Below are 23631 nucleotides of genomic sequence, written 5' to 3' on the forward strand. Positions count from 1 at the left end.
ACAGGCCCGGGTCGTGCGGACCGGCGTGCCCACGCCGGCCGCGCGCCGCCGCGTGCCGGCTGCATTCCTCCACGCGGAACCGGTTTTTGGAAACTGAAAACTGTTGACAATGTATCGGGCCGAGGGTATATAGGGATCATTCGCCGACATGGCGCCCTCGTTTCCTTCCGCGGCTTCGCTGCCTGCCCGACCATGACTGCCCCGAACGCGCTCAACGCCATCGAACTCCTGCAAAGCCAGTCGCTCGCGATGATTGTCCAGGACATGCTCGAGCGCGCGATCGTGTCCGGCGAATATGCGCCGGGCGAGAAACTCAACGAAGTCGATATCGCGACCAAGCTGAACGTGTCGCGCGGCCCCGTGCGTGAAGCGTTCCGCGCACTCGAGCAGGCCGGGCTGCTGCGCAACGAGAAGAACCGCGGCGTGACGGTGCGCGTCGTGCCGCTGCGCGAGGCCGAGGAGATCTACGAAGTGCGCGCGATGCTCGACGAGTCGGTCGCGCGCGCGCTCGCGAAGCGCATTTCGCCCGACACGCTGAAGGTGCTGAAGGGCATCATCCAGTCGATGAAGGATGCGGCGAAGACGCATGACGTCACGCGCTACACCGAGCTGAACGTGCAGTTCCACGATGCGATGGTGGTCGGTGTCGGCAACACGCATCTCACCGACACCTATCGCCGGCTCGTGCGCCAGCTCGGGCTGCTCCGCCAGGCCGCGATCGAGGCCGAGGAGAATGCGATCGCGGTGTCGGCGGCCGAGCACGACAAGATCGTGCAGGCGCTCGCGAGCGGCGACGAGGAGAAGGCCGTTGCGCTGGTGCGCGAGCACGTCGCGCACGGCCTCGCGCGGATGCGCCGCACGCACGAACAGGGGCTGCCGGGCACAGGCAAGGCGGCGCGCGAAAAAGCCGAGCGCGTGTAACGCGGCTGCACCGGGCCGCCGCGACGAAAGCAAAGGGACGCTTCGCAGCGTCCCTTTTGCGGTGCGCGTCACGTCATCGCATCAGCGCCTCGTCACGTTGACGCCTCGTCACGCCTTGTCGGCCTTCCCCGCCGCGCTCGCGAATTTCGCGAGCCACGTGTCGACCAGCGCCGGCCGCCGGCTCTCGTCTTCCGCGCGCTCCTTGCGGCGAATCGCGTTGCGCACGACGTGCGCGCCGACATAACGGATCGGCTCCGGCGGGAAATGGCCGAGCGGGCCGCGCACGATCGGGCTGCGCGTCCACGCGTTGTCGAGGCCGAGCACCAGCGACGACAGGATCCGCCCACCCATGTAGGTCGGCCCGACGCCGTTGCCCGAATAGCCGAAGCCGTAGAACACGTTCGGCGCGTCGTCGAGGCGGCCAAAGAACGGGAAGCCCGTCACCGAGCGGTCCGACGGGCCGTTCCAGCTTGCGGTGACCGGCACGCCCGCGAGCGACGGGAAGAACTCGCGCAGGCTCTGCGTGAGCTGCGCCTCGTACGGCGAGCGCCGGTCGAACACTGGCGCGATGCGGCTGCGCCACGAGAACGTGTTGCCGCCCTTGCCGAGCATCAGCCGGCCGTCGGCTGTCGTGCGGTAGTAGTACACGAAGATCCGCGAATCGAGCACCGATACGCCGTCCACGAGCCCGGTCTGCTCGAGCAGTTCCGGGCATTTCTCGGTGATGACCATGTCGCTCGACACGACGGCGATCGTGCGTTCGAACTGCGGGAAGCAGCTCGCCATCCACGCGTTGATTGCGAACACCAGCTTGTCCGCCCGCACGCTGCCGGACGGCGTGAGCACGATGGCCGGCTGCCCGGGCGTGAAGTCGACAAGCGGCGTGTGCTCGTAGATCCGGATCCCCATGTCGAGCGCGACGCGGCGCAGCCCACGCACGAGCTTGCCGGGATGCACGGTCGCGGCGATCGGCGAGTACACGCCGTCGAGATTGCGCGCGGAGCCCGAGCGGCGCACGACTTCCGCAGCCGGCAGCGGTTCGTAGCTGTGGATGCCGCACGCGGCGAGCGCGTCGAGCACCGGCGCGAGCGTGCCGACCTGCGCGCGCGACGTCGCGGTGTACAGCGTGCCGTCGAGCCGCAGTTCGGCATCGATGTCGTGTGCGCGGCAGAAATCGGCGATGTGCTGCACGGCCGCTTCGGATGCCTTCACGAGCCGGATCGCCTCGGCTTCGCCGAACAGGCGCCGCAGCGTCAGGAATTTTGCGGACCACGTGAGCAGGCAGCCGCCGTTGCGGCCGCTCGCGCCGGCGCCGCACAGGTCGGCCTCGATGATCGCGATGTCGAGTGCCGGGTTCTGCTGCTTCGCCTGGATCGCGGTCCAGAGCCCGGTGAAGCCGCCGCCGACGATGCACACGTCGGCCGGCGTCGCACCTTGCAGTGCGGGGGCGAGGTCGCCGTCGTTGAACAGCGCTTGTTCGATCCAGAAGGGTCGCATCGGGTGCCGTATCAGTGAGGGTGGGAGGTCGCCGTGCCGCACACGGCGCAAAAACGAAAACCAGTGCGAACGCGAAACCGACACCGTCGCACCGCGATGCACGGCAGCGTGCCGCGCGCCGCCGTGCGGCCCGATTCGTCGAGCCCGGCCACCACGGCTGCGGGCATGCGGCGCACGCTCATCGCGTTCAGCGTGTCGATGATCGCGGCGCCTGCTCCCGGCATACCGGCTTCGCCGAAGTGGCCGATGCAGCCGACGCGGAACGCGTGGGCCTCGGCGAGCTTGCCCCGCGACCGAATGTAGCCGCGCTTTTTGACCGCCTGATAAAAACCGCGCCGCAGCACGAGGCGGCCGAGTGGTCGCCACCCTTCACGCTCCTTACCCACCCGCCTTTTGCTTTCTGTTCTCTGCATGTTGTTGACAATCTACAAATCATCCATTTTAATGTCAAGTCTGGAAACACTTCCCTTCGGCGCGGCGCGGGCGCCGACGGCTCACCCCTTCGATCGGAAAGGATTGAACGTCATGACTGAAACGCCTGTATCCGTGGAAGTGAACGGCCGCCGCTACAACTGGATGAGCCGCCCCGTGGTGGTGGTCTGCGTCGACGGCTGCGCCTATGAATATCTCGAGATGGCGGCCGAGGCCGGCGTCGCGCCGTTCCTGCGCACGCTGCTGAAGCCGGGCACGGCGCTCAAGGGCGAGTGCGTGGTGCCGAGCTTCACGAACCCGAACAACCTGTCGATTGTTACCGGCGTGCCGCCGGCGATCCACGGGATCAGCGGCAACTACTTCTACGATCGCGACACCGGCGCCGAGGTGCTGATGAACGATCCGAAGTACCTCGTCGCGCCCACCGTGCTCGCGACCTTCGCCGAACAGGGCGCGCGCGTCGCGGTCGTCACCGCGAAGGACAAGCTGCGCCGCCTGCTCGGCAAGGGGCTCAAGGGCATCTGCTTCTCGTCGGAGAAGGCCGACGAGGCGAGCCTCTCGGAAAACGGCATCGACAACGTGCTCGAGCTGGTCGGCAAGCCGGTGCCGAGCGTGTACAGCGCGGACCTGTCGGAATTCGTGTTCGCGGCCGGCGTGCGCCTGCTCGAGACGCGCCCGATCGACCTGATGTACCTGTCGACGACCGATTACGTGCAGCACAAGTGCGCGCCCGGTACCCCCGGCGCGAACGCGTTCTACGCGATGATGGACACCTACCTGCGGCGTCTCGACGAGCTCGGCGCGATCGTCGCGATCACCGCCGATCACGGGATGAATGCGAAGCACGACGACGCGACCGGCGAGCCGAACGTGATCTACCTGCAGGAGCTGTTCGACGAATGGCTCGGCCACGATGCGGCGCGCGTGATCCTGCCGATCACCGATCCGTACGTCGTGCACCACGGCGCGCTCGGCTCGTTCGCGACCGTCTACGTGCCGGCTTTCGCCGATGCCGACGCGCTGCGCGCGCGGCTTGCCGCCGTGGACGGCATCGAGGTCGTGCTGACGGGCGCCGAAGGCTGCGCGCGCTTCGAGCTGCCGCCCGACCGGATGGGCGACCTGATCGTGATCTCGAAGCAGGACGTCGTGCTCGGCACGCGCCGCATCAAGCACGACCTGTCGGGCCTCGACGTGCCGCTGCGCTCGCACGGCGGGATCTCCGAGCAGATCGTGCCGCTGATCTTCAGCAAGCCGGTCGCGACCGACGTCACGGGCCGCGCGCGGCTGCGCAACTTCGACATCATCGACATCGCGCTCAACCATCTGCAGTGACGCGGACGCATCCGCCAGGGAGACACTCATGAACGCCATTGCAGCATCGACGGAGGTCCGCGCGCTTCATCGTGAAGCACTGCGAATCGATGGTGAAAGGATTCATCGCGACGCGGTGATCGAAGTGCGCAATCCGTATGACGGAACGCTCGTCGGCACCGTGTCCAAGGCGACGCTCGACGACGTGCGGCGCGCATTCGCGGTCGCGCGTGCGTACCGGCCGTCGCTCACGCGCCACGAGCGCGCGGCGATCCTGCGCCGCGCGGCCGACATCGTGCGCGCGCGCACCGCCGAGGTCGCGGCGCTGATCACGGCCGAGGCCGGGTTGTGCATCAAGGATTCGACGTATGAAGCCGGGCGCGTGGCCGACGTGCTCACGTTCGGCGCGGGCGAGGTGCTGAAGGACGACGGGCAGATCTTCTCGTGCGATCTGACGCCGCACGGCAAGAAGCGTCGCGTATACACGCAGCGCGAGCCGCTGCTCGGCGTGATTTCCGCGATCACGCCGTTCAACCATCCGATGAACCAGGTCGCGCACAAGGTCGTGCCGTCGGTCGCGACCAACAACCGGATCGTCGTGAAGCCGTCCGAGAAGGTGCCGCTGTCCTGTTACCTGTTCGCGGACATCCTGTATGAAGCCGGCCTGCCGCCGCAGATGCTGCAGGTGATTACCGGCGACCCGAAGGACATCGCGGATGAGCTGATCACGAACCCGGCGATCGACCTGATCACGTTCACCGGCGGCGTGTCGATCGGCAAGTCGATCGCGTCGCGGATGGGCTACCGGCGCGCGGTGCTCGAGCTCGGCGGCAACGATCCGATCATCGTGATGGAAGACGCCGATCTCGACGAGGCGAGCACGCTCGCCGTGTCGGGCTCGTACAAGAACTCGGGACAGCGCTGCACCGCGATCAAGCGGATGCTCGTGCACGAGGCGGTGGCCGACCGCTTCACCGAGCTGGTCGTCGAGAAAACCCGTGCCTGGAGCTACGGGAACCCGGCCGATCCGTCGGTCGACATGGGCACGGTGATCGACGAAGCGGCCGCGAAGTTCTGCGAGCAGCAGGTGAACGACGCGATTGCGCGCGGTGCGCGGCTTCTGGTCGGCAACGTGCGCGACGGTGCGCTGTATTCGCCGACGGTCATCGATCGCGTGACGCCCGACATGCCGCTCGTGAAGTACGAGACGTTCGGCCCGGTGTCGCCGATCATGCGCTTTCGCGACATCGACGAGGCGATCCGGATGTCGAACAGCACCGACTATGCGTTGTCGTCGTCGGTCTGCACGAACCGCTTCGACAACATCACGCGCTTCATCACGGAGCTGGAAGTCGGCAGTGTGAACGTGCGCGAGGTGCCGGGCTACCGGCTCGAACTGACGCCGTTCGGCGGCGTGAAGGATTCGGGCCTCGGCTACAAGGAAGGCGTGCAGGAAGCGATGAAGAGCTTCACGAATACGAAGACCTATTCGCTGCCCTGGTAAGCGGTGTGTAATTCGGACGCGCCGGCTCGAAGGCCGGCGCGCGGAATGTCCCCCGGCGGGATGCGGCTGCGACGGGCGCCAGGCAACGGTTAATCGTCGTCGTCGCGGTGATGTCGCCAGCCGCGGTGCCAGCCGTTGTCATGCCGGTAGCGGCGGTAGCGATATTCGCCGTAGTACGGGCCGTAATAGGCTGGCGCCGGCTCGTACACGACGGGCGGCGGCGTGTAATAGACAGGCGGCGGCGCCTCGATCACCGGCCCCGGCACGCCGAAGTACACGCCGACGTCGGTGTGCGCGAACGCGCTTGCCGACAGGCAGGTGGCCGCGATGCCGAGGGCACTGGACAACAGGATGCGTTTCATTTGCCGTTCACTCCGTTCGTGGGGGCAAGGCCCGCGAGCAATAGGTTCACCGGTCTTCCATGCTACGTAGCGCACGCCGAATGGGTGATACCGCGGTGTCGCTTCTGTAACCGCCGGTAACAAATCGTCGGGCGATGGCCGTGCTGCATCGCGACAGATTTCATCTGCGGGGTGAACCTTGCTGGCCGGCGCGTTATTCGACGCGCTCATATCGATAGCGGATTTGCGTTTTTGCGGGGCATCGGCGCGTCGGTAGAATTCGCGGACCGCTCGCCGGGCCGCTCGGGCCGGCGGGTTCACTCCCTTCCATCGTTCGGGGTCCGTACCATGAAATTCCTTCGCTCCATCCTGGTCGTCGCATTGCTGCAGGCCACTGCCGTCACGAGCGCACTGGCTGCCGACGACCTGTCGCAGATCAAGTCGGCCGGCGTGTTCCGGGTCGGCACCGAAGGCACCTATGCGCCGTTTACGTATCACGACGCGTCGGGCAAGCTGACCGGCTTCGACGTCGACATCGCGACCGCGATCGCTCAGCGGCTCGGTGTGAAGGCGACGTTCGTCGAAGGCAAGTGGGACGGGCTGATCGCGGGCCTCGACGTGAACCGCTACGACGCGGTCGTCAACGAAGTGTCGATCACCGATGCACGCAAGGCGAAATACGATTTCTCGACGCCGTACATCACGTCGCACGCGGTGCTGATCGTGCGCGCGGACAACACGTCGATCCGCTCGTTCGACGACCTGAAGGGCAAGCAATCCGCGAACACGCTGACGAGCAATTTCGGCAAGCTCGCGGCCGCGCACGGCGCGGACGTGGTGCCCGTGCAGGGTTTCAACGAGTCGATCGACCTGCTGAGCTCGGGGCGCGTCGACGCAACGATCAACGATTCGCTGTCGTACCTCGACTTCCGCAAGCACAAGCCCGACGCGAAACTGAAGATTGCGGCGACCGACACGACCGGCGCCGGCGATGCATCGGGCGTGCTGCTGCGCAAGGGCAGCCCGGCGCTGGTGGCGGCGATCGACAAGGCACTCGCGGACATCAAGGCCGACGGCACCTACGCGAAGATCTCGCAGAAGTACTTCGGCCGCGACGTGTCGCAGCCGTGACGCGAGGCTGACCGATGCCGCCCTGGCTGCACCTGATGGGGGAATCGCTGCGGCCCCTGCTGGTGGCGGGGCTCGTGTTCACGGTTCCACTGACGCTCGCGTCGTTCGCGATCGGCCTGCTGTTCGCGTTCGGCGCGGCGCTCGCGCGCCTGTTCGGGCCGCGCTGGGTGCAGGCCAGTGTCCGTTTCTACATCTGGCTGTTTCGCGGCTCGCCGCTGCTCGTGCAGCTGTTCGTGATCTTCTACGGATTGCCGAGCGTCGGCATCGTGCTCGATCCGCTGACTTCCGCCGTGATTGGTTTCTCGCTGAACGTCGGCGCGTACAACGCCGAGGTGATCCGCGGCGTGATCGAATCGATCCCGAAGGGACAGTGGGAAGCCGCGTACTCGATGGCGATGACGCGCGCGCAGGCGCTGCGCCGCGCGATCCTGCCGCAGGCCGCGCGCGTCGCGCTGCCTGCGCTGTCGAATTCGTTCATTTCGCTCGTGAAGGACACGTCGCTCGCGGCCGTGCTGACCGTGCCCGAGATCTTCCAGGCCGCGCAGCGCATCGCGGCCGTCACCTACGAGCCGCTGATCCTCTATACCGAAGCCGCGCTGATCTATCTGCTGTTCAGCTCGGCGCTCTCGTCGCTGCAACGTCGGCTCGAACTCCGTTTCGGCCGTCACGCGCTGTTCCACGCGGAGTTGCGATGATCCGTCTCGAACGCATCGACAAGTCGTTCGGCGCGCAGCGCGTGCTGACCGGCATTGACCTCGCATTGCAGCCCGGCAGCGTGACCGCGTTGATCGGGCCGTCCGGCAGCGGCAAGAGCACGCTGCTGCGCTGCGTGAACCTGCTCGAAGTGCCGGAGACGGGCACACTGACGGTCGGCGACGCACGCATCGACTTCGCGGCGGGGCGCCCGTCGCGCGACCACGTGTTCGCGGTGCGCCGCCAGACCGGCATGGTGTTCCAGAACTTCCAGTTGTTCCCGCACCTGAGCGTCGTGCAGAACGTGATGGAAGGGCTCGTGACCGTGCAGCGCTGGCCGCGCGAGCAGGCGCGCCAGCGGGCGGTCGCCTTGCTGGACAAGGTCGGAATCGCGGACAAGGCCGATGCATGGCCCGCGACGTTGTCGGGCGGCCAGCAGCAGCGCGTGGCCATCGCGCGTGCGCTCGCGCCGTCGCCGCAGGTGCTGCTGTGCGACGAGCCGACGTCGGCGCTCGATCCCGAACTGTCCATCGAAGTCGTCGAGGTGCTGCGCCAGCTCGCGCGGGAAGGCACGACGATGCTGATGGCCACGCACGACCTGCGCCTGGCCGCGTCGGTCGCGCACGATGCGGTGTTTCTCGCGGATGGCCGGGTCGTCGAGGCCGGCGCATCGCGCGAGCTGTTCGGTCGACCACGCGACCCGCGCACCGCGAAGTTCGTCGCGACGCTTGCACAGGGCGTGCCGGCCTTCTGACGCGCGACGTCACGCGGCTGCGTTGGCGATCAATCCAGTCCGTGTCCGTCGAACACTGCGGCGACAATCGCCTCCGGCGCATCCTCCTGGACCAGGTGGCCCGCGCGCGGCACCCTGATCAGCTTGCCGTTCGCGATGCGATCGGCAAGCGCCTGCCCCTGTTCGAGCGGAATCCACGCGTCGTCCTCGCCCCACACGATGCGCACCGGAAAGTCCGGCGGCGCATAGCGGGCTTCGGCTTCCTCGATGTAACGCTGGCGCATCTGCGCGATCTGTCGATAGAACGCCGGCTGGCCGGCCGGCGTGAGCCATGGCGAGCGATAGATCGACAGCACGTCGTCGCTCAACGGCTGCGCGACTGCATTGCCGATATAGGCCGACACGAGCGCGTGGTGCGCATACGCCGGCAGCCCGGTGAACGCGGCTTCGTGCAGCGCGACATGTCGGACGAACGGCGAGCCTTGCGGCGCGATCGCGACCGGGTTCACGAGCGTCAGGTCCGAATACGCGATGCCGTCGAGGAAATGCGCGCGCAGTACCGTCGCGCCGCCGTAGTCGTGCGCCAGCACGCGCGGGCGTGAAATACTCCATTCGCCGAGCAGCGCGCCGAACAGCACGTTCTGCCGGCCGAGCGAGACGTCAGCGTCGGGCATGTCCGACTGGCCGTAGCCGAGCAGGTCGTAGAAGAACACGCGATGGCGCCGTGCGAGCCACGGCGCGATGCGGCGCCACACCTGCGATGAAAACGGCGTGCCGTGCACGAGTACGAGCGGCGGCCCTTCGCCGAGCGTGCCCCACGCGATCCGGTGACCTTCAAAAATGAAGCGCTTGTCGAGATCGAGCATCGTGCCTCCGTGCTAACCTGTTTCGGTGGTTAACAGGTTACGCTTGTTTATCCGGACATGAAACCGATAGGTGTGAATAAATGGTTACTCGACACGAGCCTGCGCGACAGGTGCACGCATGGAGCGCTGCCGATTTCGTCGGCGGCCATCCGGCACTGGATTTCCTGAACACGGTGGCCGACACGGGCAAGACGCGCGACGAGGACAAACTCGCCGACTGGGCGGCTGTGCGGGCATGGGCCGGAAAGTCGGGGTTGCTGGCGGAGGCCGACCTGGCGCGGTTTCTGCGTCATTCGCGGCAGGATGGCGCGGACGAACTCGCCGCGCTGCATGATTTTCGCGAGGATGCATATGCAGCGCTCGCGCACCTGACGGCCGACGAGGGCGGCCGCGCCGGCGCGCGAGCGGCGGACCGGCTCGCCGAGGCGATTCGCGATGCGATCGGGCGCAGCAGATTCGACGCGGCCGATGGCCGCTTCGCGTGGCGGCCCGATGCGCGTGCCGCGGCGCGCTGGATCGATGCGGCCGCGCTCGGGTTCGAGCATCTGATGCGCGGCGACGACTTCGCGCGTGTGCGGCAGTGCGGCCGCTGTACGTGGTTCTTCATCGATCGCGGCCGCGGCGTCGGGCGACGCTGGTGCGACATGCGCACGTGCGGGAACCGCGCGAAGGTGGAGGCGTTCAGGGAGCGGTGAAGCCGGTGCCGCGGTGTCGACGGCTCGGCTCCGCGTTGGTCATTCAGCGAGTTCGTGCGACCGATGCTCGGGCCACAGCGCCCCGACGACGAACAGTCCGGCGACGAGGAACGGCGCGCCGATCGCGAACAGGATCGCCGTGAGTCCCCACCGATCCCAGAACCGGTCGATGACTGCGCGCTCGGGCGTGACGGGGTCGTACAGCACGTTGACCACCTCGCCTTCGTACAGCCCGGGATGCGATGAAGCCGAGCCTTGGGCGAATGTGACCGGGCGGCCGCTGTCGGTCGTAAACGCGACGCTTACCGAATAGAGCGATGTGCGGGTGCGGGACGAGCGTGCGGTTTCGGCGATCTCGACGACATGGCCGGTCGAGTGCGCGTAATGGTGCGCGATCTGCCACTGGCGCAGCCCGGCAGCGCCGGCACCGGCCAGGAAGCCGGTGCCGATCGCGATCGGAATCAGCACGATCGCGATGTTCCAGCGGCGCCGGGCCGTCTTGCGGGCGGCCGGTGCGGAAAGCGCGTCCGCTTGCCGGCCGCGGCGCTCGTTCACGTACAGCAGGCTGCCGATCGCGAGCGACGCGATCGCGAGCAGTGCCGGCACCGCGACGGGAAACCAGCGTTGCGTGAAATCGTCGATCACCGCGGGACGGTTCGGATGGGCCGGATCAACCAGGACGTCCACGCTTTCACCGATGTCGTACGCCGGGACCACCGATGCGGTATTGCCGGCGACTTCACGGCGGCGGCCGTCATTCGCGAGATAGGCGACGATCGGGCGATAGGCACGCATCGCGTCGCTGTCCTGCACGATGCGCACGACCGTGCCCGGCGCGCGGACCAGATCGCCGGCCGCATGGCGCGCGGCGAGGGCGAGCATGGCTGCGACCACGAGCAGCGCAACGCCGAGCGCAAGCGCGACGAGCGCGTCCTTACGCGGCATGGCCGGATCCACGGTGCGCGCCGTGCGACGGGGCCGGATGCGATCGGGGGGATGGCGCGACTCGACGTGCGCGCCGTTGTCGGCGTGACCATGCCCTCTGAATGGTCGCGTCTCGCTCACATGATTCCATGTCTGACGTCCCATGCTCTCTCAGTGCCGGCGGCGATACGGCGATCGCCGTCCCGGTCGTGTGATATTTGTCGGACGATTCTAGCGGAAAGTATATGGGCGGGGCATGTATGTGTATGTGATTGCATGCCGTGATGCGGGGGAGTCGGGCGGGCGCCGAAACGGAAAAAGGCCGGTCAGCTTGCGCTGACCGGCCTTTGGAATTCCTGGTGGGGCGTGAGTGACTCGAACACTCGACCTACGGATTAAGAGTCCGCTGCTCTACCAACTGAGCTAACGCCCCCAACAGAAGAAAGATTATGCACGTGTATTTTGGACTTGGCAAGCCCTTTCTGCGAATTTCCTCAAAATAGTTCGTCACGGCAACGGCGGCGGTCCGCGCGGTCACGAGCCATCGCAGTTGGCGCGGTCCCGGTATGATGACGTCCACACCCGTTGCGCGGCGGTCGCGCAACGTTTTCTGGACATTCGAAGATGGACGAAAACGCAGTCCGCGAATTGCTGGATCGCCTGCTGGCCCCGTGGGTCCGGTCGCTCGGTCTGGTCCCCGTATCGATCGGCGACGACAGCGTCACGATGCGCCTGCCGTTTTCCGGCGAATTCCGTCATTCGGGCGGCATCATCTGCGGCCAGGTGTTCACTGCCGCCGCCGATACCGCGATGGTGGTCGCGATCTCGGTCGCGCTCGGCGAGTTCCGGCCGATGACCACCGTGTCGCTGAACACGAACTTCATGCGTCCGGTGCGCAAGGGCGACGTGCTCGTCACCGCGCGGGTGCTGCGGATGGGCCGCAACCTGGTATTCGGCGAAGTCGAGCTGTTCGACGAGGACGGCAAGATGGCCGTCCACGCGACGTCGACCTACGCGCTCGTCGGCTGAGCGGCGCGATGTTCGACCAGATCGTCTTCGCGGGCGGCGGCAATCGCTGCTGGTGGCAGGCCGGCTTCTGGGACGTCGCGCAGCCGGCGCTCGGCTTGCGCCCGCGCGTGATCGCCGGCATCTCGGCCGGCGCGGCGACGGCCTGCATGCTGTATACACGCGACGCCGCGTGGGTGATGCGCTATTACGAGGAGGCGCTGCGCCACAACCGCAAGAACGCGTACTGGGGCAACCTGTTCGGGCGCGAGCCGGTATTTCCGCATTACCGGATCTATCGCCAGGCGCTGCTCGACATCTACGGCGAGCCGTTTGCGCGGCTCACCGACGCGCCGGAGATCCGCATCGGCGTGTCGCACGTGCCGCGCTGGCTTGGCGCACGCAGCGCGGTCGCGGCGGGCCTCATCGCGTACAACATCGAAAAGTACGTGCGCAAGACGCTGCACCCGACGCTCGGGCGCACGCTCGGCTTCCGGCCCGAGTTCGTGCGCGCGCAGGCGTGCACGAGCGTCGACGAACTCGCCGACCTGATCCTGCAGTCGTCGTGCACGCCGCCGTTCACGCCGGTGCTGCGCCGCGGCGGCCGGCCGGTGCTCGACGGCGGGATGGTCGACAACGTGCCGGTCGGCGCGCTCGACGCATCGCCGGGCGACGTGCTGGTGCTTGTCACGCGGCTGTATCCGCGCCCGCAGATGTTCACGGTCGCGCATGGCGACCAGCGGCGGCTTTATATACAGCCGTCGAGCAAGGTGCCGATTTCGAGTTGGGATTACACGAGTCCATCGCAGATGCGGCAGGCATACGATCTCGGACGGCGCGACGGCGAGCATTTCCTCACGCGTGTCGACGCGATGACGGGCGGCCGCGGGGCCGCCTGAAGGCGGGAGCGGAGAAGCAGGGCCGCGCGGCGGGCGCGGCCCGTGTCGGTCAGCGTACGCGGCGCGGCGTCAGCGCTTCCGGGTTGACGACGCTCGACAGGTCCCCCTGGTCGAACGCGAGGATGTTCCGGAACGCCGCGCTGAAATAGAGCTCGTAGCTTTCGCGCTCGACGTAGCCGATGTGCGGCGTGCAGATCACGTTTTCCATCCGCAGCAGGCTGTAGCCCTGCAGGATCGGCTCGCTCTCGAACACGTCGATCGCGACCATCCCCGGACGGTTGTGCGACAGCGCGTTGACGAGCGCGTTTTCCTCGAGCAGCTCCGCGCGGCTCGTGTTGACGAGCAGCGACGTCGGCTTCATCCGCATCAGGTCTTCCTGCTTGACGATCCCGCGCGTGTCGTCGTGCATGCGCAGGTGCAGCGACAGCACGTCGCTCTGCTCGAACAGCGCTTCGCGGCTCTCGGCGGCCGTGTAGCCGTCGGCGCGCGCGGCCTCGAGCGAATGCTCGCGGCCCCAGATCAGCACGTTCATCCCGAACGCCTTGCCGTAGCCGGCGACCAGCCGGCCGATCTTGCCGTAGCCCCAGATGCCGAGCGTCTGGCCGCGCAGCACCTGGCCGAGGCCGAAGTTCGGCGGCAGCGCCGACGTCTTCAGGCCCGACTGCTGCCAGGCACCCTGCTTCAGGTTCGCGACGTATTGTGGAATCCGGCGCTGGGCGGCCATCACGAGCGCCCAGGTCAGTTCGGCCGGCGCGACCGGCGACCCGGTGCCTTCGAGCACCGCGATGCCGCGGTCAGTACATGCTTCGAGGTCGATGTGCGTCGAGATGCGGCCGGTCTGGCTGATCATGCGCAGGTTCGGCAGCTTGGCGAGCAGTTGCGACGAAATCGGCGTGCGCTCGCGAATCAGCACGAGCGCCTCGACTTCCGCGAGACGACTCGCGAGTTGCCCCAGGCCGCGTACCGTGTTGTTGAAGACCTTCACGTCGTGCTCGGCAAGCATCTCGAAGCAGTTCAGCTTGCGGACGGCGTCCTGGTAGTCGTCGAGGATGGCAATTTTCATGGTCAGCGGGAGTCGCGCGTTGAAAGCGGCAGTGGCGGCGGCGCACGTCGCGCACCCGTCCCGCCCGGCCGGGGCCGACATGATGCTACGTCGGCGCACCTCGTGGTGTCTTTTTAACAGGTTGTTACGCTCCGCCGCAATCGGCGCCGGCCTGATCCGGCGCCGCTCCCGTCGGGTGGGGCGGGGTGCGCTGCCGTGTCGCATCAAACACGTCCTTCCTGATTCGGCCGCTTACCCGACGAGGTTCACCCAATTGTTGCTCCAATCAGAATAATTGGATCATCCATTCGCGATGAGTGAGGATGTTTGACTATTTTTATCTCGTTTCTCGGTGTCGTTAGGCAACTCTGCATCATTTCCGCTGTCGTAGGAGAATTACGCATATGCTTCAACTTTTTGAAGTTGTAACAGCGGCAGGAGTCGTTTATGGATCATTTGCAGTCGATGCGCGTGTTCGTCAAGGTTGCGGATCTCGGTAGTTTCGCGCGGGCCGCGAGTGCAATGGATATCTCCAACGCGGTCGCGACGCGTCACGTCGCCGATCTGGAAGGCCGGCTCGGTACGCGCTTGTTGAACCGCACCACGCGCAGCCTTTCGCTGACGGAGTCGGGCCAGGTCTATCTGGAGCGGGCGCGCCAGATTCTCGATGAGCTCGAGGATGTCGAACAGATGGTCGTCGCGCGCAATCACGAGCCGGTCGGCACGTTGCGCATCGTCGCGCCGGTCGTGTTCGGCCTGCACAACCTTGCCCCCGTCATGCAGTCGTACACGGAGAATTTCCCGAAAGTCGTGCCGGATCTGACGCTGGTCGACCGCCAGGTCGATCTCGTCGAGGAAGGTTTCGACGTCGGCATCGTCGTCACGCGCCAGATGCGCAGCGCGAGCATCGTCACGCGTCGGCTGACCACGGGCTGCATGACCGTGTGCGCGACGCCGAGCTATCTGGAAAAGCACGGCGTACCCACCCATCCGGAGCACCTCGCCGAGCACCCGGCGCTGAGCCTGCCGACCGAATACTGGGGCGACGAGCGCGTGTTCACGGGGCCGGACGGCGAAGTGCGCGTGCGCCCGACCAACGTGATCGTCGCGAACAACACCGCGATGCTGCGCCAGTTCGCGCTGCTCGGGATGGGCGTCGCGATCCTGCCGAGCTACCTGATCGGCAGCGACATCGCGCGCGGCGCGCTGGTGCGGCTGCTGCCGGATTTCCGGCTGCCGCAGGTGGAGATCAACATCGCGTATCCGAGTCGGCGCCATCTGCCCGCGAAGGTGCGCACGTTCATCGATCACCTCGTCGAGTATTTCAGCCACTCGACCGACGCGATGATGGGCGAACAGTGGGCCGCACAGGGTGCGGCGCCCGCGCCGATCGGCGTCGAGATGCGTGCCGAGCCGCCCGAATCGACCGACCCGAACCTGCAGCCGCGCCTCGCACGTTCGCCGCGCGCGCGCGTTGCGGTGCCGTCGCCGCTGTAGCGCCACGGCGGCCGCGCACCGTCACGGCCGGCATCAGGCATCGGGCACCAAGAAAAAACGCGGATCGAGCGATCGATCCGCGTTTTTTATCGCCGTTTGACCGGCGTGCAACGCGCCGGGGAAAGCCCCGGCGGCCGGGTCGTCACGAGCCCGTCTTGCGCGCCGTCGTCTTGCGGGCGGCGGTCTTGCGGGCCGGTGCCGGTTTCTCGTCGGCGCCTTCGGTCACGGTTTCGGCATCCTTCGTCGCCGATTTTGCCGTCTTCTTCGCCGCGGCGGCCTTCGGCTCCTTCTTCTCGAACTCGAAACCGATCTTGCCGTCCGGCTGCTTCACGAGGAATGCCTTGAAGTTGCGGCCCGTGCGCGACGACTTGAAGTTCGGCAGCAGATCCGTGCGGCCGTCGGCCAGCAGCTTCGCCATCTGCTCGCGCGTGATTTCCTGCTGCAAAATCACCTTGCCCGAACGGAAGTCGCAGGTCTTCGGATTCGCGACCGAGTGCTCGCACACATAGCTCATCCCGTGCTCGAACACGCGGCCCTTGCACTTCGGGCATGCGCCGACCGGTTCCTGCGCGGAGAAGTCGGGTGCTTCGCCTTCCTCGCCGCCCTGGTCCTGGCCGAAGTCGAACTCGAGCTTGTAGTTCTTCGTTTCGTCGTCGAACGAGAGCTTCAGGATCGCCGAGAACGGACGGCCCATCTTGCTGCGGAAGCCGGACAGCGGACCGATAGTCTTCTCCCGCAGCAGCTCCTCGACTTCCGCGATCTCGAACTGCCGGCTGCCCGGAATCTTCGAGATCGAGAACTCGCACTTCGTGCACGCGAAGCGGCGGTAGTTTTCCTTCACCTGGCCGCCGCAGTTCGGGCATGGCGTCTCGAGCGTCGCGTAATCGCCGGGGATCGTGTCGGAATCGTATTCCTTCGCGCGCTTGACGATCTGCTGCGTCATGCGGGCGATTTCCTGCATGAACGCGTCGCGCCCGAGGTTGCCGCGCTCCATCTGCGACAGCTTGTATTCCCATTCGCCGGTGAGCTCGGGCGCGGTCAGTTCCTTCACGCCGAGCCCGCGCAGCAGCGTCATCAGCTGGAATGCCTTCGCGGTCGGGATCAGTTCGCGGCCTTCGCGCACGAGGTATTTCTCGCCGAGCAGGCCTTCGATGATCGCCGCGCGCGTCGCCGGCGTGCCGAGGCCCTTCGCGGCCATCGCCTCGCGCAGTTCGTCGTCCTCGACGAGCTTGCCCGCGCCTTCCATCGCGGACAGCAGCGTCGCTTCCGAGTAGCGTGCGGGCGGTTTCGTCACGAGCGCGACGGCGGCGATCTCGTCCGTCTTCACCTTCTCGTCCTTCTGCACCGGCACGAGGTTCGCGTCCGCGCCTTCGGCGTCGCGGCCGTACACCTGCAGCCAGCCCGGCTCGACGAGCACCTTGCCTTCGGTCTTGAAGTGATGGCCGGCGACTTCGGTGATCCGCGTCGTGACGCGGAATTCGGCCGCCGGGAAGAACACCGCGAGGAAGCGCTTCACGACCATGTCGTACAGCTTCTGCTCCGGCTCGGACAGCGACTTCGGCGCCTGCAGCGTCGGGATGATGGCGAAGTGGTCGCTGATCTTCGAGTTGTCGAAGATCCGCTTGTTCGGCTTCACCCAGCCCTTGTCGAGCACCTGCTTCGCATGCGGCAGGTAGTTGTGGCTCTCCTTGAGCATCTCGAGCGTGGACTGCACCGTCGAAATGTAGTCTTCCGGCAGCGCGCGCGCGTCGGTACGCGGGTACGTCAGCACCTTGTGCTTTTCATACAGCGCCTGTGCGAGGCCGAGCGTGTTCTTCGCGGAGAAGCCGAAGCGGCTGTTCGCCTCGCGCTGCAGGCTCGTCAGATCGAACAGCAGCGGCGACAGCTGGGTCGACGGCTTCGATTCCTCCGACACCGTGCCGACCTGGTCGCGGCATGCGGCGACGATGGTTTCGGCGGCCGGCAGGCTCCACAGGCGGGAATCGCGCTTTTCCGGATCGAACTCGTCGCGCTTGAATTTCGGGTCGAACCACTTGCCTTCGTAGAAGCCGCCCGCGCACGCGAACTCGGCCTTCACTTCCCAGTAGTCGCGCGGGATGAATCGACGGATTTTCTCTTCACGTTCGACGACGATCGACAGCGTTGGCGTCTGAACGCGGCCGACGGTCGTCAGGAAGAAGCCGCCGCCCTTGCTGTTGAACGCCGTCATCGCGCGCGTGCCGTTGATGCCGACGAGCCAGTCGGCTTCCGAGCGGCAGCGTGCGGCGTCGGCGAGCGGTTGCATGTCGGTGTCGCTGCGCAGGTGTGCGAAACCGTCGCGGATCGCCTGCGGCGTCATCGACTGCAGCCACAGGCGCTGGACCGGCTGCTTCGCCTTCGCGTGCTGCACGATCAGGCGGAAAATCAGCTCGCCCTCGCGCCCCGCGTCACATGCGTTGATCAGGCGGTCGATGTCCTTGCGCTTCATCAGCTTGGTCAGGACTTTCAGGCGCGATTCGCTTTTTGCGATCGGATTCAGGTCGAAATGCGGGGGGATGACGGGCAGATGAGCGAAGCTCCATTTCCCGCGCTTGACCTCGTACTCTTCCGGGGCGGCAATTTCCAGCAGGTGGCCGACCGCGGACGACAGGACGAATTCGTCGCTCTCGAAGTATTCGTCATGCTTGGTAAAGCCGCCCAAAGCGCGCGCGATGTCGTTCGCGACAGAAGGCTTTTCCGCAATGATCAGAGCTTTGGACATGACAGGTGTATGTTGGTAGACCGGGTTCGCCGGCGTGGGTCCCTTTTACGACGGCTTTATAGCACACGCCGCAGCGACGGCGGCTCGGCGTGCAAAAAGCGGCTCATCATAGAGGGGGGGCGCAACGGCGGCAAGCGCCCGGCGTGGCGGCGCGCGCAACGGCGCGACAAGCCGCCCGGCCGGTGCGCGGTTTACGCCTCGACGTTCAGGATGTTGCGCAATTTCGGTGCGTGCGGCGCGCCGGGTACCGCGCTCAGGTCGGACAGCATCCGTTCGACGATCGCCGCGTGCGGCAGCACCGTGCCGAAGAAGCGCGCGGTGTTCGCGTCCTCGATCAGGATCGTCGGGAAATTCTCGACGTCGAGGTCGTCGAGCCGGTCGGCATGGGTTTCGATGTCGATCCACGCGAAGCAGGCGTCGGGATGGGCGTCGGCCAGCTGGTCGAAGGCCGTCCGGTAGTCGCGGCAGGTGCCGCACCACTCGGCGCACAGGCAGGCGACCAGCAGCGTGTCGGGGTCGGCGAGGCGCTCGGCGATCCGATCGGCATCGGTGTCGAGATTCAGCGCGGGCATGGCGTTCCTTGGGTATCGTCGGCGGCACGGCCGCCTCTATGCGGGGGACTGTAGCACGCCGGACGGGGGCGGGGTGGGCGCCGCGTCAAGCCGCGCGAAGCGTCCGCCGGGCACGCTCGCGATGCGGCCGGCCAGTTCGAGCGCGAGCAGCGCGCGGTGCAGCACGTCGTCGGACAGGCCGCTGTGCTCGGCGAGCCACTCGTAAGTGACCGGGCCGTATCCCAATGCGGCGAGCACGGACCGTTCGGCCGGGTTATCGGGTGGCGGCGCGCCTTCGATTCCGGCGGATGCTGATGCGGCGGCGGGAGCGGGGGCGTTCGTCGTCGCGACGTGCTCGCCGGCGCGTTGATCCGTGGCGACTGCTTCGCCGTTATCGGGGCGCGAACGCGAATTCGCCGTGGTGTGATGGGTGTGAACTGCCGGTTCGCCCAGCCCGTATTCCTCGAGCACGTCGAGCGGCGTCGAGGTGAGTTTCGCACCGTCGCGGATCAGCGCATGGCAGCCTTGCGCGAGCGGCGCGTGGATCGAGCCCGGCATCGCGAACACGTCGCGGCCCAGCTCGTTCGCGAGCCGCGCGGTGATCAGCGAGCCGGAGCGCGGCGCGGCTTCGACGACGAGTGCACCGAGCGCGAGCGCGGCGATCAGCCGGTTGCGCTGCGGGAAATGTGACGCCCGCGCGGGCGTACCGAGCGGCCATTCGGATACGATCGCGCCGCGTGCGGCGATCTCGTGCGCGAGCGTGCGGTGCCGCGCCGGATAGACGAGATCGGCGCCCGTCGCGATCACCGCGATCGTGCCGGCGCGGCCGTCGAGGCCGCCGCGATGCGCGGCGCCGTCGATGCCGAGCGCGAGGCCGGAGACGATCGCGAGCCCCGCATCGGACAGCACATGCGCGAAGTGCGTCGCGTCGGCGAGCCCTTGCGGCGTCGCGTGGCGGCTGCCGACCACGGCGAGCCCGCGCGCATGCAGCAGGTCGAGCCTGCCCTTTACATATAGCAGCGGCGGCGGATCGTGCAGGTCGCGCAGCCGTGGCGGATAGACGGGGTCGTTGAGCGTGACGATCGCGTTGCCCGGTGCGTCGAGCCATGCGAGTGCGGCGTCGGTGCACGCGTCGAGGTCGTCCCGCTCGCTGGCGCGCACCGCCCGCGCGGCGGCAGTGCTGCTCGCCGCGCCGATGGCCTGGTCGGACGCGCGCAGCAGCGCCGCCGGCGAGCCGAACGCATCGAGCAGCGCGTGCAGCACGGCGGGGGCGAGGCCCGGCGCATGCGCGAGCTGCAGCCACGCGCGCAACGCGGAAGTCGTCAGCGTTTGCGGCGACATGAGGTTCCCCTCGAATGCGGCGGCCAGCGGACCGCGTGGCGCCATGATAAAATTTTCATCATCCGAAATACTCGACAGGGCCGCGCGCGCGAGCGTCCGGCCAATTGCAGGAGGTATGACCTGCGGCGTTGATATGCCGCGCGTCCGCCTCATCTTCATTGCATCCCGGCGGCGGCGCCAGCCGGCCGGATGGCCGATGCGGCACGCCGCCCCACCGAATACCGAACACCATGGCTTTGCTGAACATTCTTCATTACCCCGACAAGCGGCTGCACAAGGTCGCCAAGCCCGTCGAGAAGGTCGACGACCGGATCCGCAAGCTCGTCGCCGACATGGCCGAAACCATGTACGCGGCGCCCGGCATCGGCCTCGCGGCGACGCAGGTCGACGTGCATGAGCGCGTGATCGTGATCGACGTCTCCGAGGAGAAGAACGAGCTGCGCGCGTTCATCAACCCCGAGATCACCTGGTCGAGCGACGTGAAGCAGGTCTACGAGGAGGGCTGCCTGTCGGTGCCCGGGATCTACGACGAGGTCGAGCGTCCGGACCACGTGCGCGTACGTGCGCTCAACGAGCACGGCGAGACCTTCGAGCTCGACTGCGAGGGCCTGCTGGCCGTGTGCGTGCAGCACGAGATGGATCACCTGATGGGGCGCGTGTTCGTCGAATACCTGTCGCCGCTGAAGCAGACCCGTATCAAGACGAAGATGAAGAAACTCGAACGCGCGATGTGACGCGCGTGTGCCCAGCCCGATCCCGAACGCTGTCATGACCCATACGTTGCGCGTGATTTTTGCCGGCACGCCGGAATTCGCCGCGGCCGCACTCGCCGCGATCCACGAGGCCGGTTTTCCGGTGCCGCTCGTGCTTACCCAGCCCGATCGCCCTGCCGGGCGCGGGATGAAACTGCAGGCGAGCGCGGTGAAGCGCTATGCCGTCGAGCACGGGATGCCAGTCGCGCAGCCGCCGTCGCTGCGCCGCGCGGGCAAGTACCCGGCGGAGGCGGCCGACGCGATCGAGCTGCTGCGCACGACCCCGCACGACGTGATGGTGGTCGCCGCATACGGCCTGCTGTTGCCGCAGGAAGTGCTCGACATTCCGCGCGCCGGCTGCATCAACATCCACGCGTCGCTGCTGCCGCGCTGGCGCGGTGCCGCGCCGATCCACCGCGCGATCGAGGCCGGTGACGCCGAGACGGGTGTCACGTTGATGCAGATGGACATCGGCCTCGACACCGGCGCGATGATCGAGGAGGCGCGCCTCGCGATCGCGCCCGACGATACGACCGCCACGCTGCACGACCGGCTGGCCGCCGACGGCGCGCGGCTGATTGTCGACGCGCTGGTGCGGCTCGAGCGCGACGGCACGCTGCCTGCCACGCCGCAGCCGGCCGACGGCGTGACCTATGCGGAAAAGATCGGCAAGCACGAAGCGGCGCTCGACTGGCGCAAGCCGGCCGACGAGCTCGCGCGCCAGGTGCGTGCGTTCGACCCGTTCCCGGGCGGCGTCGCGACGCTCGACGGCGCCGCGATCAAGCTGTGGGCGGCCGAGCCCGTGGCGGCGCGCGGCGACGCGGCGCCCGGCACGATCGTCGAGGCTGCGCCGGAAGGCGTGATCGTCGCGTGCGGCAGCGGCGCGCTGCGCGTCACGCAACTGCAGAAGCCGGGCGGCAAGCGGCTGCCCGCGCGCGAATTCCTGGCCGGCTCGCCGCTCGCCGCGGGCCAGCGCTTCGCGTTGCCCGACGCGGCCTGAGCGTCATTCGACCCGACATGCCGGCCGCACGCAATCGGCCGGATGGCCGAGTCGCGCGGCGCGGCTGGCGCGCGTAGAATTTCCCTGCGGTTCCCCGTCTTGAGGTTCTCATGCTTGGCATCACCCATTTCGGCTTCTTCGTGCTTGCGGTTTTCCTGCTGAACGTCACGCCCGGCCCCGATACGGCGTACATCGTCGGCCGCAGCGTCGCGCAGGGCCGCGGCGCGGGGCTGATGTCGGCGCTCGGCATCTCGGCGGGCTGCTGCGTGCACGCGCTTGCGTGCGCGTTCGGCCTGACCGCGCTGCTCGCGGCGTCGGCCGCCGCGTTCACGGTGATCAAGCTGATCGGTGCCGCTTACCTGATCTACCTCGGCGTGCGCATGATCGTCACGAAACAGGCTGCCGCGCCGGCAGGCGCCGAGGCGGCGCAGGCCACGGCCGCGAAGCCGCTGCGCCAGCTGTTCATGCAGGGTTTCTGGACCAACGTGCTGAACCCGAAGGTCGTGCTGTTCTTCGTGTCGTTCTTTCCGCAGTTCGTGTCGGCCGACAGCCCGCACAAGGCACTGGCGTTCCTGGCCCTCGGTTCGGTGTTCGTCGTGATGAGCACCGTCTGGACCTGCATCGTCGCGTGGGTCGCGGGCAGCGTCACGCAGCGCTTTTCAGGCAAGCCGGGCGTCAAGAAGTGGCTCGACCGCACGGTCGGCAGCGCGTTCGTCGGCCTCGGGCTGCGGCTCGCGGCGGCGCAACGCTGAAATTGAATTTTTCCGGCAAGACCTTATCTAACAAATCGCTTACAATTTTCCGCCATGCACGGTGATGTGCGGCGGGTCCCCTGACGGATAAGGAGTGGGTATGTTCAATTGGGTCAAAACGGCGATGCTGATGGCCGCGATCACGGCCCTGTTCATCGTGATCGGCGGCATGATCGGCGGCTCGCGCGGCATGACGATCGCGCTGCTGTTCGCGCTCGGCATGAATTTCTTCTCGTACTGGTTCTCCGACAAGATGGTGCTGCGCATGTACAACGCGCAGGAAGTCGACGAGAACACGGCGCCGCAGTTCTACCGGATGGTGCGCGAGCTCGCCACCCGCGCGAACCTGCCGATGCCGCGCGTCTACCTGATCAACGAGGACGCGCCGAACGCGTTCGCGACGGGCCGCAACCCCGAGCACGCGGCGGTCGCCGCGACGACGGGCATCCTGCGCGTGCTGTCCGAGCGCGAGATGCGCGGCGTGATGGCGCACGAACTCGCGCACGTGAAGCATCGCGACATCCTGATCTCGACGATCACCGCGACGATGGCGGGCGCGATTTCGGCACTGGCCAACTTCGCGATGTTCTTCGGCGGCCGCGACGAAAACGGTCGCCCGGCCAACCCGATCGCGGGGATTGCGGTCGCGCTGCTCGCGCCGATCGCCGGTGCGCTGATCCAGATGGCGATCTCGCGGGCGCGTGAATTCGAGGCCGACCGCGGCGGCGCGCAGATCTCCGGCGATCCGCAGTCGCTCGCCACCGCGCTCGACAAGATCCATCGCTATGCGGCGGGCATCCCGTTCCAGGCGGCCGAAGCGCATCCGGCCACCGCGCAGATGATGATCATGAACCCGCTCCATGGCGGCGGCCTGCAGAACCTGTTCTCCACGCACCCGGCGACCGAGGAGCGCATCGCGCGCCTGATGGAGATGGCACGTACCGGCCGCTTCGACTAAGTCGCGTCATACTCGACACATCACCCCGCACGCCCCGCGCTGCGGG

The 23631-nt window shown here is 67.1% G+C and carries 22 protein-coding genes, 1 tRNA gene and 1 pseudogene; 14 read left to right on the forward strand and 10 right to left on the reverse strand.

Annotated features, from left to right (window positions below; translation table 11 throughout):
• Positions 1–192: 192 nt before the first annotated feature.
• Positions 193–921, forward strand: coding sequence for a phosphonate utilization associated transcriptional regulator (locus tag DIE06_RS10990; protein WP_124661445.1), 729 nt, complete (start codon positions 193–195; stop codon positions 919–921).
• Positions 922–1029: 108 nt separating this feature from the next.
• Here the strand turns inward: DIE06_RS10990 and DIE06_RS10995 are convergent, their stop codons facing one another.
• On the reverse strand, positions 1030–2418 hold the full coding sequence (locus DIE06_RS10995; RefSeq protein WP_124661446.1) for an FAD-dependent oxidoreductase: 1389 nt from the start codon (positions 2416–2418) through the stop codon (positions 1030–1032).
• 146 nt (positions 2419–2564) lie between these two features.
• A pseudogene (locus tag DIE06_RS39440) lies at positions 2565–2747 on the reverse strand (2-aminoethylphosphonate--pyruvate transaminase); the annotation flags it as partial.
• Between the two features lie 196 nt (positions 2748–2943).
• Between DIE06_RS39440 and phnA the strand changes: the two are divergent.
• Positions 2944–4182 carry a phosphonoacetate hydrolase gene (gene phnA, locus DIE06_RS11005; RefSeq protein ID WP_124661447.1) on the forward strand — a complete coding sequence of 413 codons (1239 nt, stop codon included), beginning with the start codon at positions 2944–2946 and terminating at the stop codon, positions 4180–4182.
• Between the two features lie 28 nt (positions 4183–4210).
• Positions 4211–5665: a phosphonoacetaldehyde dehydrogenase gene (gene phnY, locus DIE06_RS11010; RefSeq protein WP_124661448.1), complete on the forward strand. Its 1455-nt coding sequence runs from the start codon at positions 4211–4213 to the stop codon at positions 5663–5665.
• Positions 5666–5754: 89 nt separating this feature from the next.
• Here the strand turns inward: phnY and DIE06_RS11015 are convergent, their stop codons facing one another.
• Positions 5755–6027 carry a hypothetical protein gene (locus tag DIE06_RS11015; RefSeq protein WP_124661449.1) on the reverse strand — a complete coding sequence of 91 codons (273 nt, stop codon included), beginning with the start codon at positions 6025–6027 and terminating at the stop codon, positions 5755–5757.
• 327 nt (positions 6028–6354) lie between these two features.
• On the opposite strand from DIE06_RS11015, the gene DIE06_RS11020 reads away from it, so the two are divergent.
• Genes DIE06_RS11020 through DIE06_RS11030 form a run of 3 tightly spaced genes read left to right on the forward strand, consistent with a single transcriptional unit; the run spans position 6355 to position 8584 of the window.
• Positions 6355–7137: an amino acid ABC transporter substrate-binding protein gene (locus DIE06_RS11020; RefSeq protein ID WP_124661450.1), complete on the forward strand. Its 783-nt coding sequence runs from the start codon at positions 6355–6357 to the stop codon at positions 7135–7137.
• Between the two features lie 14 nt (positions 7138–7151).
• A complete protein-coding gene (locus DIE06_RS11025; protein WP_124661451.1) occupies positions 7152–7832 on the forward strand; it encodes an amino acid ABC transporter permease in 681 nt (226 codons plus the stop codon).
• Positions 7829–8584 (forward strand): amino acid ABC transporter ATP-binding protein, encoded by a 756-nt coding sequence (locus tag DIE06_RS11030; RefSeq protein WP_124661452.1) that lies wholly within the window; start codon positions 7829–7831, stop codon positions 8582–8584. The genes DIE06_RS11025 and DIE06_RS11030 overlap by 4 nt, the downstream gene beginning before the upstream one ends.
• A 29-nt stretch (positions 8585–8613) precedes the next feature.
• Here DIE06_RS11030 and DIE06_RS11035 read toward each other — a convergent pair whose 3' ends face one another.
• Entirely contained in the window at positions 8614–9429 is an 816-nt protein-coding gene (locus tag DIE06_RS11035; RefSeq protein WP_124661453.1) for an alpha/beta fold hydrolase, read from the reverse strand.
• Positions 9430–9509: 80 nt separating this feature from the next.
• Here DIE06_RS11035 and DIE06_RS11040 point away from each other — a divergent pair, with 80 nt between their 5' ends.
• The gene (locus DIE06_RS11040) at positions 9510–10124 is read left to right on the forward strand and encodes a CGNR zinc finger domain-containing protein (protein ID WP_124661454.1); all 615 of its coding nucleotides are present in this window, start codon (positions 9510–9512) and stop codon (positions 10122–10124) included.
• A gap of 39 nt (positions 10125–10163) precedes the next feature.
• Here the strand turns inward: DIE06_RS11040 and DIE06_RS11045 are convergent, their stop codons facing one another.
• Entirely contained in the window at positions 10164–11213 is a 1050-nt protein-coding gene (locus DIE06_RS11045; protein ID WP_124661455.1) for a DUF3592 domain-containing protein, read from the reverse strand.
• A 192-nt stretch (positions 11214–11405) separates the two neighbouring features.
• Positions 11406–11481: transfer RNA gene (locus tag DIE06_RS11050), tRNA-Lys, on the reverse strand.
• A gap of 191 nt (positions 11482–11672) precedes the next feature.
• Here DIE06_RS11050 and DIE06_RS11055 point away from each other — a divergent pair.
• Positions 11673–12077, forward strand: coding sequence for a PaaI family thioesterase (locus tag DIE06_RS11055; protein ID WP_059534903.1), 405 nt, complete (start codon positions 11673–11675; stop codon positions 12075–12077).
• An 8-nt stretch (positions 12078–12085) separates the two neighbouring features.
• Positions 12086–12952 (forward strand): patatin-like phospholipase family protein, encoded by an 867-nt coding sequence (locus DIE06_RS11060; protein ID WP_124661456.1) that lies wholly within the window; start codon positions 12086–12088, stop codon positions 12950–12952.
• Between the two features lie 49 nt (positions 12953–13001).
• On the opposite strand, the gene DIE06_RS11065 is transcribed toward DIE06_RS11060, so the two are convergent.
• Complete coding sequence (locus tag DIE06_RS11065; RefSeq protein ID WP_124614223.1) at positions 13002–14015, reverse strand: D-2-hydroxyacid dehydrogenase family protein; 1014 nt, start codon at positions 14013–14015, stop codon at positions 13002–13004.
• 426 nt (positions 14016–14441) lie between these two features.
• Between DIE06_RS11065 and DIE06_RS11070 the strand changes: the two genes are divergently transcribed.
• Positions 14442–15491: a LysR family transcriptional regulator gene (locus DIE06_RS11070; RefSeq protein ID WP_124661457.1), complete on the forward strand. Its 1050-nt coding sequence runs from the start codon at positions 14442–14444 to the stop codon at positions 15489–15491.
• A gap of 142 nt (positions 15492–15633) precedes the next feature.
• On the opposite strand, the gene DIE06_RS11075 is transcribed toward DIE06_RS11070, so the two are convergent.
• The 3 genes from DIE06_RS11075 to dprA form a co-directional block, all read right to left on the reverse strand.
• Entirely contained in the window at positions 15634–18231 is a 2598-nt protein-coding gene (locus DIE06_RS11075; protein ID WP_124661458.1) for a DNA topoisomerase III, read from the reverse strand.
• A 191-nt stretch (positions 18232–18422) separates the two neighbouring features.
• The gene (locus DIE06_RS11080) at positions 18423–18803 is read right to left on the reverse strand and encodes a thioredoxin family protein (RefSeq protein WP_006750078.1); all 381 of its coding nucleotides are present in this window, start codon (positions 18801–18803) and stop codon (positions 18423–18425) included.
• Between the two features lie 36 nt (positions 18804–18839).
• Positions 18840–20282: a DNA-processing protein DprA gene (gene dprA / locus DIE06_RS11085; protein WP_124661459.1), complete on the reverse strand. Its 1443-nt coding sequence runs from the start codon at positions 20280–20282 to the stop codon at positions 18840–18842.
• 71 nt (positions 20283–20353) lie between these two features.
• Here dprA and def point away from each other — a divergent pair, with 71 nt between their 5' ends.
• From def to htpX, 4 genes are all read left to right on the forward strand, one after another.
• Positions 20354–20857: a peptide deformylase gene (gene def / locus DIE06_RS11090; RefSeq protein WP_124661460.1), complete on the forward strand. Its 504-nt coding sequence runs from the start codon at positions 20354–20356 to the stop codon at positions 20855–20857.
• 34 nt (positions 20858–20891) lie between these two features.
• Positions 20892–21875, forward strand: coding sequence for a methionyl-tRNA formyltransferase (fmt, locus tag DIE06_RS11095; protein ID WP_124661461.1), 984 nt, complete (start codon positions 20892–20894; stop codon positions 21873–21875).
• A 110-nt stretch (positions 21876–21985) separates the two neighbouring features.
• Complete coding sequence (locus DIE06_RS11100; RefSeq protein WP_124661462.1) at positions 21986–22627, forward strand: LysE family translocator; 642 nt, start codon at positions 21986–21988, stop codon at positions 22625–22627.
• Between the two features lie 100 nt (positions 22628–22727).
• Positions 22728–23585, forward strand: a complete 858-nt coding sequence (gene htpX / locus DIE06_RS11105; RefSeq protein ID WP_006485774.1) for a zinc metalloprotease HtpX — start codon at positions 22728–22730, stop codon at positions 23583–23585.
• The last annotated feature ends 46 nt before the right edge of the window (positions 23586–23631 follow it).

The organism is Burkholderia sp. Bp8998, assembly GCF_003854235.1.
GTDB lineage: Bacteria > Pseudomonadota > Gammaproteobacteria > Burkholderiales > Burkholderiaceae > Burkholderia.

What these genes read in the sequence shown, in the direction of transcription:
- DIE06_RS10990 (WP_124661445.1), top strand. Translation starts at nt 193, where the DNA reads ATGACTGCCCCGAACGCGCTCAACGCCATCGAACTCCTGCAAAGCCAG.
- DIE06_RS10995 (WP_124661446.1), bottom strand. Translation starts at nt 2,418, where the DNA reads ATGCGACCCTTCTGGATCGAACAAGCGCTGTTCAACGACGGCGACCTC.
- phnA (WP_124661447.1), top strand. Translation starts at nt 2,944, where the DNA reads ATGACTGAAACGCCTGTATCCGTGGAAGTGAACGGCCGCCGCTACAAC.
- phnY (WP_124661448.1), top strand. Translation starts at nt 4,211, where the DNA reads ATGAACGCCATTGCAGCATCGACGGAGGTCCGCGCGCTTCATCGTGAA.
- DIE06_RS11015 (WP_124661449.1), bottom strand. Translation starts at nt 6,027, where the DNA reads ATGAAACGCATCCTGTTGTCCAGTGCCCTCGGCATCGCGGCCACCTGC.
- DIE06_RS11020 (WP_124661450.1), top strand. Translation starts at nt 6,355, where the DNA reads ATGAAATTCCTTCGCTCCATCCTGGTCGTCGCATTGCTGCAGGCCACT.
- DIE06_RS11025 (WP_124661451.1), top strand. Translation starts at nt 7,152, where the DNA reads ATGCCGCCCTGGCTGCACCTGATGGGGGAATCGCTGCGGCCCCTGCTG.
- DIE06_RS11030 (WP_124661452.1), top strand. Translation starts at nt 7,829, where the DNA reads ATGATCCGTCTCGAACGCATCGACAAGTCGTTCGGCGCGCAGCGCGTG.
- DIE06_RS11035 (WP_124661453.1), bottom strand. Translation starts at nt 9,429, where the DNA reads ATGCTCGATCTCGACAAGCGCTTCATTTTTGAAGGTCACCGGATCGCG.
- DIE06_RS11040 (WP_124661454.1), top strand. Translation starts at nt 9,510, where the DNA reads ATGGTTACTCGACACGAGCCTGCGCGACAGGTGCACGCATGGAGCGCT.
- DIE06_RS11045 (WP_124661455.1), bottom strand. Translation starts at nt 11,213, where the DNA reads ATGGGACGTCAGACATGGAATCATGTGAGCGAGACGCGACCATTCAGA.
- DIE06_RS11055 (WP_059534903.1), top strand. Translation starts at nt 11,673, where the DNA reads ATGGACGAAAACGCAGTCCGCGAATTGCTGGATCGCCTGCTGGCCCCG.
- DIE06_RS11060 (WP_124661456.1), top strand. Translation starts at nt 12,086, where the DNA reads ATGTTCGACCAGATCGTCTTCGCGGGCGGCGGCAATCGCTGCTGGTGG.
- DIE06_RS11065 (WP_124614223.1), bottom strand. Translation starts at nt 14,015, where the DNA reads ATGAAAATTGCCATCCTCGACGACTACCAGGACGCCGTCCGCAAGCTG.
- DIE06_RS11070 (WP_124661457.1), top strand. Translation starts at nt 14,442, where the DNA reads ATGGATCATTTGCAGTCGATGCGCGTGTTCGTCAAGGTTGCGGATCTC.
- DIE06_RS11075 (WP_124661458.1), bottom strand. Translation starts at nt 18,231, where the DNA reads ATGTCCAAAGCTCTGATCATTGCGGAAAAGCCTTCTGTCGCGAACGAC.
- DIE06_RS11080 (WP_006750078.1), bottom strand. Translation starts at nt 18,803, where the DNA reads ATGCCCGCGCTGAATCTCGACACCGATGCCGATCGGATCGCCGAGCGC.
- dprA (WP_124661459.1), bottom strand. Translation starts at nt 20,282, where the DNA reads ATGAAGATGAGGCGGACGCGCGGCATATCAACGCCGCAGGTCATACCT.
- def (WP_124661460.1), top strand. Translation starts at nt 20,354, where the DNA reads ATGGCTTTGCTGAACATTCTTCATTACCCCGACAAGCGGCTGCACAAG.
- fmt (WP_124661461.1), top strand. Translation starts at nt 20,892, where the DNA reads ATGACCCATACGTTGCGCGTGATTTTTGCCGGCACGCCGGAATTCGCC.
- DIE06_RS11100 (WP_124661462.1), top strand. Translation starts at nt 21,986, where the DNA reads ATGCTTGGCATCACCCATTTCGGCTTCTTCGTGCTTGCGGTTTTCCTG.
- htpX (WP_006485774.1), top strand. Translation starts at nt 22,728, where the DNA reads ATGTTCAATTGGGTCAAAACGGCGATGCTGATGGCCGCGATCACGGCC.